General features: G+C 62.5%; 12 protein-coding genes and 2 tRNA genes. 7 read left to right on the top strand and 7 right to left on the bottom strand.

Features of this window, described 5'->3' with window-relative positions; genetic code table 11:
* Positions 1–3: 3 nt before the first annotated feature.
* From HBJ55_RS11395 to HBJ55_RS11385, 3 genes are all read right to left on the bottom strand, one after another.
* On the bottom strand, positions 4–549 hold the full coding sequence (locus HBJ55_RS11395) for an adenine phosphoribosyltransferase (RefSeq protein ID WP_111412090.1): 546 nt from the start codon (positions 547–549) through the stop codon (positions 4–6).
* A gap of 22 nt (positions 550–571) precedes the next feature.
* Positions 572–1,873 carry an NCS2 family permease gene (locus HBJ55_RS11390; RefSeq protein ID WP_167114488.1) on the bottom strand — a complete coding sequence of 434 codons (1,302 nt, stop codon included), beginning with the start codon at positions 1,871–1,873 and terminating at the stop codon, positions 572–574.
* 201 nt (positions 1,874–2,074) lie between these two features.
* Entirely contained in the window at positions 2,075–2,704 is a 630-nt protein-coding gene (locus HBJ55_RS11385) for a riboflavin synthase subunit alpha (protein WP_167114485.1), read from the bottom strand.
* A 435-nt stretch (positions 2,705–3,139) separates the two neighbouring features.
* On the opposite strand from HBJ55_RS11385, the gene HBJ55_RS11380 reads away from it, so the two are divergent.
* Genes HBJ55_RS11380 through HBJ55_RS11370 form a run of 3 tightly spaced genes read left to right on the top strand, consistent with a single transcriptional unit; the run spans position 3,140 to position 5,715 of the window.
* Positions 3,140–4,231, top strand: coding sequence for a methionine ABC transporter ATP-binding protein (locus HBJ55_RS11380; protein WP_167114483.1), 1,092 nt, complete (start codon positions 3,140–3,142; stop codon positions 4,229–4,231).
* Positions 4,212–4,865 carry a methionine ABC transporter permease gene (locus tag HBJ55_RS11375; protein WP_167114480.1) on the top strand — a complete coding sequence of 218 codons (654 nt, stop codon included), beginning with the start codon at positions 4,212–4,214 and terminating at the stop codon, positions 4,863–4,865. The genes HBJ55_RS11380 and HBJ55_RS11375 overlap by 20 nt, the downstream gene beginning before the upstream one ends.
* A gap of 25 nt (positions 4,866–4,890) precedes the next feature.
* Entirely contained in the window at positions 4,891–5,715 is an 825-nt protein-coding gene (locus HBJ55_RS11370) for a MetQ/NlpA family ABC transporter substrate-binding protein (protein WP_167114478.1), read from the top strand.
* 79 nt (positions 5,716–5,794) lie between these two features.
* On the opposite strand, the gene HBJ55_RS11365 is transcribed toward HBJ55_RS11370, so the two are convergent.
* A complete protein-coding gene (locus HBJ55_RS11365; RefSeq protein WP_167114475.1) occupies positions 5,795–6,094 on the bottom strand; it encodes an MTH1187 family thiamine-binding protein in 300 nt (99 codons plus the stop codon).
* A 96-nt stretch (positions 6,095–6,190) separates the two neighbouring features.
* Here HBJ55_RS11365 and HBJ55_RS11360 point away from each other — a divergent pair, with 96 nt between their 5' ends.
* Positions 6,191–6,676, top strand: a complete 486-nt coding sequence (locus tag HBJ55_RS11360) for a GAF domain-containing protein (RefSeq protein ID WP_167114472.1) — start codon at positions 6,191–6,193, stop codon at positions 6,674–6,676.
* Between the two features lie 60 nt (positions 6,677–6,736).
* On the opposite strand, the gene HBJ55_RS11355 is transcribed toward HBJ55_RS11360, so the two are convergent.
* The 3 genes from HBJ55_RS11355 to glpK all read right to left on the bottom strand — a co-directional run bounded on the left by HBJ55_RS11355 (position 6,737) and on the right by glpK (position 8,523).
* Positions 6,737–6,813, bottom strand: a tRNA-Val gene (locus tag HBJ55_RS11355).
* 18 nt (positions 6,814–6,831) lie between these two features.
* A tRNA-Val gene (locus HBJ55_RS11350) sits at positions 6,832–6,908 on the bottom strand.
* A gap of 127 nt (positions 6,909–7,035) precedes the next feature.
* Positions 7,036–8,523, bottom strand: coding sequence for a glycerol kinase GlpK (glpK, locus tag HBJ55_RS11345; RefSeq protein ID WP_167114468.1), 1,488 nt, complete (start codon positions 8,521–8,523; stop codon positions 7,036–7,038).
* A gap of 150 nt (positions 8,524–8,673) precedes the next feature.
* On the opposite strand from glpK, the gene HBJ55_RS11340 reads away from it, so the two are divergent.
* The 3 genes from HBJ55_RS11340 to HBJ55_RS11330 all read left to right on the top strand — a co-directional run bounded on the left by HBJ55_RS11340 (position 8,674) and on the right by HBJ55_RS11330 (position 12,239).
* Positions 8,674–9,432: a DeoR/GlpR family transcriptional regulator gene (locus HBJ55_RS11340; protein WP_167114465.1), complete on the top strand. Its 759-nt coding sequence runs from the start codon at positions 8,674–8,676 to the stop codon at positions 9,430–9,432.
* Positions 9,433–9,595: 163 nt separating this feature from the next.
* On the top strand, positions 9,596–11,098 hold the full coding sequence (glpD, locus tag HBJ55_RS11335) for a glycerol-3-phosphate dehydrogenase (RefSeq protein ID WP_167114463.1): 1,503 nt from the start codon (positions 9,596–9,598) through the stop codon (positions 11,096–11,098).
* Positions 11,099–11,168: 70 nt separating this feature from the next.
* Positions 11,169–12,239, top strand: coding sequence for an endonuclease/exonuclease/phosphatase family protein (locus HBJ55_RS11330; RefSeq protein ID WP_167114461.1), 1,071 nt, complete (start codon positions 11,169–11,171; stop codon positions 12,237–12,239).
* Positions 12,240–12,243 lie beyond the last annotated feature (4 nt).

Raw genomic sequence — 12,243 nt, 5'->3', positions numbered from 1 at the left:
ATGTTACTCGTCCTCATTGAAGGAGCAGACCGCAAAGACGCCGAAACCGGCCTCGCGAATCCTTGCCGACCCACCGATCTCCGGCAGGTCGATGATGGTGGCGGTCTCCACCACCTGCCCACCAGTACGCGTGATGAGCTTGGCGGCGGCCAGCATGGTACCGCCGGTGGCGATCAGATCGTCCATGATCAGGATCCTGTCACCCTGGCGAAATGCATCGGAATGCAGCTCCACCTCGGCCTGTCCGTACTCGAGCGTATAAGTCTCGCTGATGGTGCGAAACGGCAGTTTGCCCTTCTTGCGTACCGGCACGAAGCTGCAGCCCAGCTCGTAGGCAACCGGTGCACCGATGATGAACCCCCGCGCGTCGATGGCGGCGATCGCATCCAGTTCCATGTCCTGGTAGCGATGCACGAAGCTGTCGATCAGCTTGCGGAATGCCGAGCTGTTCTGCAGCAGCGGCGTGATGTCGCGAAAGTTGACCCCCTGCTGCGGCCAGTCGGGGACGGTTCGGATCACGGACTTGATGTAGTCGCCGTAAATGCTCATCGCAGCTCTCGGTGAGGAAATGTCAGTCTAGGAACAGGAACTTCAATACGAACAGGATCGCCAGCACGACCACGGCCGGGTTGAGGTCACGGAAGCGGCCGGAGAGGGTCTTGATAGCAGCGTAGCTGATGAAGCCCAGCGCAATGCCTTCGGCGATGGAGAAGGTCAGCGGCATGGCCAGAGCGGCAATCAACACAGGGGCGGCATCGGTCGGGTCGTCCCAGTTGGCGTGGGCCAGGCTACCAGCCATCAGCACCGCAACGTAGAGCAGTGCGCCAGCAGTGGCGTAGGCCGGGATCGAGCCCGCCAACGGCGCGAAGAACAGGCTGATCAGGAACAGCGCGGCCACTACCACGGCAGTCAGCCCGGTACGGCCACCCGAGACGATACCGGCAGTGGACTCGATATAGCTGGTGGTGGTCGAGGTACCCAGCACGGCACCGGCCATTGAAGCACCGCTGTCGGCCATCATTGCGCGACCCAGACGCGGCAGCTTGCCGTCCTTGTCGAGCAGGCCACCCTTGTGCGCCACCCCCACCAGCGTACCGGAGGTGTCGAACAGGTCGACGAACAGAAAGGCGAAGATCACGCTGAGCATGGCCACGTCGAGGGCACCCGCCAGGTCCAAGGCCATGAAGGTCGGCGCAATGGAAGGCGGCATCGACATCAGCCCGCCGTACTCGTTGTGCCCGAGCAGCATCGCCACCAGAGTCACGCCGAGGATACCGATCATTACCGCCCCGGTAATGCGCAGATAAGCCATGGCGGTAATGGCGAAGAAGCCCAGCAACGCATAGATGGCAGCAGGCTCGGAGAGGTCGCCAAGCGCCACGTAGGTGGCCGGGTTCGCTACCACGATGCCGGCATTCTTCAGCGCGATCATGGCCAGGAACAGGCCGATACCGGCGGCGATCCCCAACCTCAGGGAGAGTGGAATGGAGTTGATGATCCACTCCCTGATCTTGAAGATACTGAGCAGGAAGAAGCAGAAACCGGAGAGGAACACGGCCCCCAGTGCCGCCTCCCAGGTGTAGCCCATGCCGAGCACGACGCCATAGGTGAAAAAGGCATTGAGTCCCATGCCGGGCGCCTGGGCGATCGGATAGTTCGCCCATATGCCCATGATCAGACAGCCGACGGCAGCAGCCAAGCATGTCGCGACGAACACCGCGCCGTAATCCATCCCCGCTTCGGAGAGAATGCTGGGGTTGACGAAAATGATGTAGGCCATGGTCAGGAAAGTGGTAATCCCGGCAATGACCTCGGTCTTCACGCTGGTATTGTGCTCTGTCAGCTTGAAGTGTCTTTCGAGGAGATTCTTCATTTTTGGCATTCCTGCGCACTAGGGCTGGTTATTCGGCCTGGGAGCGAGAAAAGCCGCACATGGTACCCAAAGGCTGCCGACGATGCGAGGTCGCCCTGAACGCCATGCCGCGGCACGGTTCGCTCTGTATAAGCAAACTCTGCGCCATGCGCCAGCGCGGCTACCAACGCAGACTTGACGAAACGGTCATTTGAACCAGAATCAGCCACCACGCGATGCGAGCACACGCTCGACCGTCTCGACGATGGCCTGGGTCTGTGGATCGATCTCGATATTGACCCGGTCACCCGGCACGCGATCGACCAGGATGGTGCGCTCCAGTGTCTCGGGAATCAGATCGACGCAGAAGCGCGGTCCATGGTCGACTGTGGCACGCCGCACCTCACCTATCGTCAGGCTGATGCCGTCGACACCGATGTAGCCCTTGTCGAACAGGAAGCGCCCCAGCGCATGAGGCACCTCGAACCAAAGCCGGCGGTTATTGGGCGCCTGGTCCAGCTCCACCAACTCCGCCATGGCCATGACGTGCCCGGACATCGCATGGCCGCCTATCTCGTCACCGAAGCGCGCCGCCCGCTCGACATTGACGCGATCCCCTTCGCGCAACGCACCGAGATTGGTCACGCGCAGCGTTTCGCGCATCAGGTCGAAGCTGACCCGCTCGCCTTCGATGGCGGTGACGGTCAGGCAGACGCCGTTGTGAGCCACCGAGGCTCCGAGCTCGAGGCCTTCGCGCAGCTGCTCGGGCAGGCTTACCACATGGTTACGGAATGCCTCCGCTTCGTTGATGGCGACGATCTCGGCCGTCCCCTGCACGATGCCTGTGAACATGACGCCTCCTGGGCAGCCCCTGCCGGGGCGAGAGTTGATGAGTTTCGCAGTGTAAGAATTCGGCAACGCGACGTCCATTGGCGTGGTTATGATCGACAACTCATTCGCCAGAACGAAGTCACGCCGAAAACGCCGGAGCCAGCATTTCTTCCTGAGTATTCAGGCATCGAGTGCAAACATACACCAATGCATTGACAGCATGCTTCTTTGGTCCTAGTATTCGCCATCACATTTCAGGCGCCGATTTGTACCCGGATTGCGGGCGCCCACGCCAGCGGGAAATGGAATTGCTCCATTCCCGTTGGCGTGAAGTGCAGCTAAAAGGGTGTGTCCAGCGTTGATGGCCACCCGACAGGGTGGCCTTTTTTTCTTTTCGGCTATCCATCTGGCTAACGCTGCGCCCGCCTCACCGGGGACGGCCTCTCAGGAAGCCAGATGATCACGCTACGCAACGTTTCCAAGACCTACCATCTCGCCGGCCCCAGAAGCCGGCTGCCGTTCACTGCGCACCGAAAAGACACCTCGTCCCGGACGATCGAGGCACTCAGGAACGTCGACCTTCATGTCCCCCAGGGCAGCATTCACGGCGTCATCGGCCTGTCCGGCGCCGGCAAGTCGACCCTGATCCGCTGCGTCAACCTGCTCGAGCGCCCGACGAGCGGCAGCGTGGTCGTCGACGGCCAGGAGATGACCGATCTCTCCGCCACCGCGCTCAACCAGGCGCGGCATCGCATCGGCATGATCTTCCAGCATTTCAATCTGCTGACGACACGCAACGTCTTCGACAATGTCGCCCTGCCGTTGGAATTGATGGGCATGAAGCGCAGCGCCATTCGTGAACGCGTGCTGCCACTGCTCGAACTCACCGGCCTTTCCGACAAGGCGCGCCAGTACCCGGCCCAGCTCTCCGGCGGCCAGAAGCAGCGCGTGGCCATCGCCCGGGCACTGGCCAGTGAGCCTCGTGTACTGCTGTGCGATGAGGCAACCTCGGCACTGGATCCGCAGACCACCGGCTCGATCCTGACCCTGCTGCGCGAGATCAACCAGAAGCTCGGCCTGACCATCCTGCTGATTACCCACGAGATGGAAGTGGTCAAGTCGATCTGCCACCGCGTCAGCCTGATATCGGACGGTGAGCTGGTAGAGGAGGCTGACGTGGGCGATTTTTTCACCGCCCCGCGCACCCGACTCGGCCGCGAGTTCCTCAACGACTTTCTTCAGCTCGAGCCGCCCAAGGCCCTGGTGGAAAGACTCGAAGACGAACCGGGCGAGCATACCCACCCCGTGGTACGCCTGGCCTTCTCCGGTGATGCGGTCTCGACCCCATTGATTTCTCGGCTCGCCAGGGAGTGCGGCGTGGACGTGAGCATTCTCCAGGCCAAGGTGGAGTCGATCCAGGAGCGCACCCTGGGCCTGATGATCGCCGAGCTGCTGGGCTCGCCGGAGCAGACTCGGCGCGCCATCGACTACCTCGAAACCCATGATCTTCACGTGGAGGTGCTCGGCCATGTCCAACGCGATGATTGACCTGATCCTGCAGGCGACCCTGGACACGCTCTACATGGTCGCCGTCTCGGGCGTGATCTCGGCCTTGCTCGGCGTACCGCTGGGCGTAATGCTCTACGTCACCCGCCCGCGCCAGATCCTCGCCCGCCCGGCAGTCAACCAGGCGCTGGGCATGGTAACCAACGTCGGCCGCTCGATACCCTTCATCATTCTGATGGTAGCGATCATCCCCTTCACGCGCATGGTCGTCGGCACATCCATCGGCACCAATGCGGCTATCGTGCCATTGACCCTTGCCGCCATTCCCTTTGTCGCACGGCTGGTGGAGGGTGCGCTCAACGAGATACCGCCGGGCTTGGTCGAGGCCGCCCAGTCGATGGGTGCCACGCCCCACCAGATCATTACCAAGGTGCTACTGCCGGAAGCTCGCGGCGGCATCATCACCGGGCTGACCATCACCGTGGTCACCCTGGTGAGCTACTCGGCCATGGCCGGGGCCGTGGGCGGTGGCGGCCTGGGCGATCTGGGCATCCGCTACGGCTACAACCGCTTCAACCCGACAGTCATGCTGATCACCGTGGCCATCCTGGTGGTCATGGTGCAGGGCTTCCAGAGCCTGGGGGATTACCTGGTACGCAAGTCGGATCGCAAATGACGCAACACCCAAGGAGAACGACCCAATGCAAGCAACTCTGACCCGTCTGCTCGGCGCCGCCACACTGGTCGGCACTCTCGCCACTACCAGCCTGATCGCCGGCTGCGGCAACGACGATGCCGCCGAAACGCGCTCGATCAAGGTCGGTACCATGTCCGGCCCCGAGTCGGAGGTGATGGAGGTGGCCGTCCAGATCGCCAAGGATCGCTATGATCTCGATGTCGAGATCATTGAGTTCACCGACTACGTCTCGCCCAATGCAGCGCTCGCCGACGGCAGCCTCGACGCCAACGCCTTCCAGCACGAGCCCTACCTGCAGAGCATGATCGACGATCGCGACTACGACCTGACTGTGGCCGGGCGCACCTTCGTCTATCCGATCGGTGCCTACTCCGAGAAGCACGACAGCATCGAGGAGTTGCCCGAAGGCGCCATTATCGCCCTGCCCAACGACCCCACCAACGGCGGTCGCGCGATGATCCTGATGCACAACGCCGGCCTGATCGAGCTGGACGATCACGAGAACCTCGAGGCCACCCCGGTCAACGTGGTCGAGAACCCGCATGACTTCCAGTTCCGCGAGATCGAGGCGGCCCAGCTGCCGCGCGTGCTGCAGGACGTCGACCTGGCCTTCATCAACAACACCTTCGCCCAGCCGGCCGGCCTGAGCCTGGACGATGCCCTGATCAAGGAGGGTCCCGAGTCGCCCTACGTCAACCTGATCGCGGTTCGCGCGGGTGACGAGGAGCGCGAGGAGATCCAGCAGCTCGTTTCCGCCTACCAGAGCGACGAAGTCGCAGCCAAGGCAAAGGAACTGTTCGACGGCGGTGCCGTGCCCGGCTGGGAGTGAGCCGAGGCTTATCGCCGATTGAACGACAACGGGCCGACGCATGGCGTCGGCCCGTTTGCGCAGCAAAGCCGATCGAGATTCAATCGATCTTCTGTTCGACCTTGTCGATGCGACCTTCAAGGCTCTGGTCCTTGTCGCTGGCGGTGGCGATACGGATCGCACTGTCCACCCGTGGCGCACCGCGCTCGTGCAGCACGTCATGACAGCGCTTGACGACCCTCATCACCTCGTCCCACGAGCCTTCGAGATTGGTGCCATGGGCATGCAGACGATACTTGAGCCCGGCCTCCTCGATTATCTCCTCGCAGGCGGCGATATGGGACGACAGCGAGGCTCCGGCCCCGATCGGCGTTACGTTGACATCGGCAACCACACGCATACTCAATCCTCCTGATCGACCAACGGGTATCCTTACCCGAAAGCTAGTGTCGCCACGGACATTGTTCAAACCCCGAATCCGAACGCAGGAGACCCCATGGCATCGACCGCCCCCGATTACGCGCTGCTTGCCCGACAGCTCGATGCACTGCTGGATAGTGACGACTGGCTGGTCAACACCGCCCAGGCCTGCGCCTTCATCATGCAGCAGGTCGCGGAACTCAACTGGGTGGGTTTCTACTTGCAGCGCCAGCCCGAGCTGCTCACCCTCGGCCCCTTCCAGGGCAAGTCCGCCTGCAACCCGATCCCGTTCAGCAAAGGCGTGTGTGGCGCGGCCGCCCGCAGTCGACAGACCCAGCGCGTCGACGACGTTCACGCCATTGCCGACCACATCGCCTGCGATGCCGCCTCTAATTCCGAGCTGGTGGTGCCGGTCATGCGAGAGGGAACGCTGTGGGGCGTGCTTGATCTGGACAGCCCACGCCACGCCCGCTTCAGCGAAGAGGATCAGGCCGGCATTGAGCGGTTGGTCGCGGTATTTCTCGAGCGCACGACCCTGCCGGATCTGCTCGCTGCGCCGTAGCCGTGCGGCCCGGAAAAGAGAACGCCCCGTGGCGCTGAGCCACGGGGCGTTCCGGGATGCTGGTAGGACCAAGCGGATTTGAACCGCTGACCTCCACGATGTCAACGTGGCGCTCTAACCAACTGAGCTATGGTCCTGAAAATCGCTGGGAAAGCTGGTAGGACCAGGCGGATTTGAACCGCCGACCTCCACGATGTCAACGTGGCGCTCTAACCAACTGAGCTATGGTCCTGCTTCCGACTTTCCGCGGCTGGCATGCATTCCTACTCAACTCAGAATGCGACGGCAGCCTGTTACCGTCGAACCTTCGCTGCGGCAACGGATGCATATCTTACCGATATCGCTGCCTTTTGCAAGCTTCAGGCAGTGCTTTTTACACGCCCCACCGCTTCGAGCCAGCCCCCATAAAGCCGCTCACGCTCGGATTCCGGCATGCTGGGCGAGAACGTTCTCTCACAGCGCCAGAGTTCGGCAATCTCCTCCAGGTCCCGGTACCAGCCGAAGCGCAGCCCCGCCATGTAGGCGGCACCCAGCGCCGTGGTCTCGAGCACCGTAGGACGGTCGACCTGTACCCCCAGCATATCGGCCAGAAACTGCACCAGCCACGAGTTGGCCGCCATGCCACCATCGACGCGCAGCGTGCCCGGGGGCACTCCCATGTCGTCGCTCATGCAGGCCTGCAGGTCGCGAGTCTGGTAGCACACCGCCTGCAGCCCTGCGGCAACGATCTCGGCGATACCGGTGTCCCGGGTCAGGCCGAAGATCGCCCCGCGTGCCTTGGGATCCCAATGCGGTGCCCCCAGCCCCGTGAAAGCGGGTACCAGGTAGACGCTGTGGCCGTCACGGGTCTGCTTGGCCAAGGCCTCGGTCTCGGCCGCATCCTTGAACAGCTTGAGGCCGTCACGCAGCCACTGCACGGCCGCACCGGCCACGAAGATACTTCCCTCCATGGCATAAGTGGTCTTGCCCCCCAGTCGATACGCCACGGTAGTCAGTAGTCGGTTGTGCGATGTCGCCGGCTTGTCGCCGGTATTGACGATCATGAAGCAACCGGTGCCGTAGGTGCTCTTGCCCATGCCCGGCTCGAAACAGGCCTGCCCTACCAGCGCAGCCTGCTGATCGCCGACTATGCCGCCGATGGGTAGTTCGGCTCCCAGCCACCGGGCTTGGGCGGTGCCGAAGTCATCGCTGCTGTCGCGCACTTCAGGCAGCAAGTCGCGAGGGATACCGAAGAGAGCGAGCAGTTCCTCGTCCCACTGCTGGGTATGGATGTTGAACAGCATCGTGCGCGAGGCATTGGTGGCATCGGTGGCATGGACACGGCCACCGGTCAGTTGCCAGAGCAGGTAGCTGTCCACCGTGCCGAAGGCGAGTTCACCACGCTCGGCACGTTCCCTGGCGCCATCCACGTTGTCCAGCAGCCAGGCCAGCTTGGTTGCCGAGAAGTAGGGATCGATCAGCAGTCCGGTGCGCGCCTGGACGAGATCACCGTGACCCGCATCGCGCAATTGTTGGCACAGGTCGGCCGTTCGCCGGTCCTGCCAGACGATGGCGTTATAGAGCGGGCGTCCCGTCGCCCGATCCCACAGCAGGGCGGTCTCGCGCTGGTTGGTGATGCCGATGCCGGCGAGGGAATCGAGCGCGACGTCCGATTCCTGCACCACCTCGCGACATGTGGCCAACACCGTGTCCCAGATGTCCTGCGGATCGTGCTCGACCCAGCCGTCACACGGAAAGTGCTGGGGAAACTCCCTCTGCGCAACGTGAAGTACATGGCCGCCACGGTCGAAAAGAATGGCGCGTGAACTGGTGGTGCCCTGATCGATCGCGAGTAGATAGTCGGCCATGTTGCGTCCCGTCGTTGTATGTTCGTTTATGATCACCAAGAGTACTCGAGTATGTTCGCAATGCTTTACGACTTTCGTAGAATAAAACCGTGATCACCTGCCGACAGCGTGCCGAATCGCTTACACTCGCGTGATCGAAAGGGAGCCGACATGAACCAGCAACAACGACAAGATGCCATCGTTGATCTGGTACGCCGCCAGGGCTACGCCAGCATCGAGCAGTTGACCGAGCACTTCTCGGTCACCCCTCAGACCATACGTCGCGACCTCAACGCGCTGTCGGAAGATGGCATGATTCGCCGTGTACACGGCGGTGCGGGGCTTGAATCCAGCACCGTGAATACCGCCTACAGCACGCGCAAGAACCTCAATCTCGACGCTAAACGGCGCATCGCCGCCCTGGTCGCCAGGCACATTCCCGATCACGCCTCGCTGTTCATCAACATCGGCACCAGTAACGAAGTGGTGGCGGAAGCCCTGCTCGACCATCAGGGCCTCGAGGTCATCACCAACAACCTCAACGTGGCAGCGATTCTCCAGCACAAGGAGGATTTCAACGTCATTATCGCCGGCGGCCAGGTTCGCTCGCGGGATGGCGGTATCATCGGTGAGGCGACGATCGACTTCATCAATCAGTTCAAGGTGGACTTCGGCATCATCGGCATCAGCGGCATCGACGAGGATGGCTCGCTGCTGGAGTTCGACTATCAGGAAGCACGCGTCGCCCAGGCCATCATCCATAACTCACGCCAGGTCTACCTGACCGCCGACCACTCGAAATTCCATCGCAACCCCGTGGTACGCCAAGGCAACATCGCTCAATTGGATGCCCTGTTTACCGACCGCCAGCCTCCCGAGCGCATTGTCCACCTCATGCAGGTCAATGAGGTCGCCCTGCATATCGCCTGAACGATAAACGCCAGGCCGAACCGCTCTGCCGACACCCTGGTGTCGGCATTGTTGTCTTCAGGCTCTTGATGTTCGCTTTCGATTGATCTATGTTCGTTTTCAAACATCAGCAGTTGCATCGGTTCCACTCCCGCGGGGCCGCAAGTTCGGAGCCTTACCTTCCATGGCGCAGACGTCTCGCAAGTTACTCGACATGTTCATCATCGGCGGCGGCATCAACGGCACCGGCATCGCCAACGACGCAGCCGGCCGCGGGCTGACGGTCGGCCTGTGCGAACAAGGCGACCTGGCCGGCGCCACATCGTCGGCGAGCAGCAAGCTGATTCACGGCGGCCTGCGCTATCTCGAACACCACGAGTTCCGCCTCGTTGGGGAAGCCCTGCGCGAACGAGAGGTTCTGCTGCACAAGGCGCCGCACATCATCTGGCCGCTACGCTTCATTCTGCCGCACCGCTCACACTTGCGCCCGGCCTGGATGATCCGTGCCGGGCTGTTCCTTTACGATCACCTTGGCAAGCGCAAGAAACTGCCCGGCTCACGCGGCGTTCGCTTCGCCGACGACTCGCCGCTGAAGCCCGAGATGATGCGCGGTTTCGAATACTCCGATTGCTGGGTGGACGATGCCCGGCTAGTAGTCCTCAACGCCCTGCAAGCACGTGAAGGCGGTGCGGAGATCCTCGTGCGCACACGCTGCACCGGGGCTCGGGAAGAGAGCGGGATCTGGCACATCGAACTCGAGGACGTGCGAACCGGCGAGCGCTTCGAGCGCCACGCGCGAGCCCTCGTCAATGCCGCGGGGCCCTGGGTCGAGCAAGTGGTACGCGAGCAGGCGGCGCGCACTTCGCACTACTCCATCCGCATGATCCAGGGCAGCCATATCGTCGTACCGCGCCTCAACGCCGACGACCGCGCCTATATCCTGCAGAACAGCGACCGCCGCATCGTCTTCGTCCTGCCTTACGAGGACGACTTCAGCCTGGTCGGCACGACGGATCGGCGCTATCAGGGCGACCCGACCCAGGTCACCATCAGCGAGGGGGAAATCGACTATCTGCTCGGCGTGGTCAACGAACACTTTCGACGCCAGCTAGACCGCCGCGACGTCATCACGAGCTTCTCGGGCGTACGCCCGCTATGCGATGACGAATCGGCCGACCCTTCGGCCATGACCCGCGATTACACCCTGGCCCTGGACGACAGCGGCGCCCCGCTACTCTCTGTGTTCGGCGGAAAGATCACCACCTACCGCAAGCTGGCGGAAGCCGCGCTGAAGATGCTGGCTCCTGCACTGCCTGGCATGGGGCCGAGTTGGACCGCCGATGCCACCTTGCCGGGAGGCGATATCGTCAGCCAGGCGCACTTCATGGCCCGCCTGCTTCACGACTACCCCTGGCTCGGCGAGGAGCGTGCACGCCGCTTCGCCCGTAGCTACGGCAGCCTGTGCCTGCGTTTTCTCGAGAATGCCAAGGCTCCGGACGACCTGGGGCAAGACTTCGGCGCCGGCTTCACCGCCGCCGAGGCCGACTATCTCATTGATCATGAATGGGCTCTCAGCGCCGAAGACATTCTGTGGCGGCGCACCAAGCTTGGCCTGCGCCTGACACCGCGTCAGGTGGAAGCACTGAAACGACATACCGAAAAGCACCGGCACGGACTAGCTGCCTGAGGCTTCGATCACTTAAGCTCTGGGAGGGGGATTCAGCCAATACCGGCCAGTTCAAACCAGAGACACCTGCATGGCCCTCTATTCGCTCGTACTCGGCGCCGTGGTGGCGCTGCTGATCGCTGCCACTCTGCTAGCCAAGCTGCCGGTTCGCTGGTGGTGGATACGGGCCTGTGAATTTCCACGCCTGCAGCTAGCCTTTGCCGCCCTACTGACCGCCCTGCTTTCGCTTCCACTCGAGTCGCCCTGGCGTTGGGTGCTGCTCGGCACGAGCCTTCTCGTCGTGGTCCTGCAGGCTCGCTTCATCCTGCCCTGGACTCGCTTGTGGCCAGTCCAGGTACACAGCGCCGAACCGGGTCAGCAGGAACGCTGCATCACGCTGTTGATCGCCAACGTGCTGACACCCAACCGCCAGGCCAGCCGGCTCATCGAAATCATCCGACAGCACGACCCCGATGTCGTCTTGACTCTGGAATCGGACGCCTGGTGGCAGGAGCGTCTCGATCAGGCGCTCGAGGGGAACTGGCCCAACAGCGTCAAGATCCCGTTGGACAACCTCTACGGAATGCACCTCTACTCGCGATTGCCGTTGGCCAATACCCGCGTCGAACGGCTGATCCAGGACGACATCCCCTCGATCCATACCGATGTGAAGCTGGAGAGCGGAGACAGTCTGACGCTGCACGCTCTGCATCCTCGACCTCCCGCACCCAACGAGAGCGAAGAGTCCCTGTGGCGCGATGCCGAACTGCTGCTGGTCGGCAAGGAGATCCATCGCCACCCAGCCCCCACCGTCGTCGCCGGAGACCTCAACGACGTCGCCTGGTCGCGCACCACCCGCCTGTTCTGTCGTATCAGCGGCATGCTCGACCCCCGTCAGGGGCGAGGAAGGTTCAGCACCTTCCACGCCCGCTACCCGCTGCTGCGCTGGCCGCTGGACCACATCTTCACCAGCGAGCACTTCACCTTGAAGAGGCTGGAGCGGCTGCCGGGCTTCGGCTCGGACCACTTTCCGATCCTGGCTACGCTCTGCTTTCGACCTTCACGCAGCGACGAACACGACAATCCCGAAGCCGATGATGGCGAACGGGCGTGGGCGCGGCAGACGATTCGCGAAGCTCGAAGCCGTGAGCAGGAGCCATGAAGGC

The organism is Billgrantia bachuensis (assembly GCF_011742165.1).
GTDB classification, from domain to species: Bacteria; Pseudomonadota; Gammaproteobacteria; order Pseudomonadales; family Halomonadaceae; genus Halomonas; species Halomonas bachuensis.
Note: the sequence above shows the minus strand (reverse complement) of the source record. Positions and strands in the feature narration are given on the sequence as shown.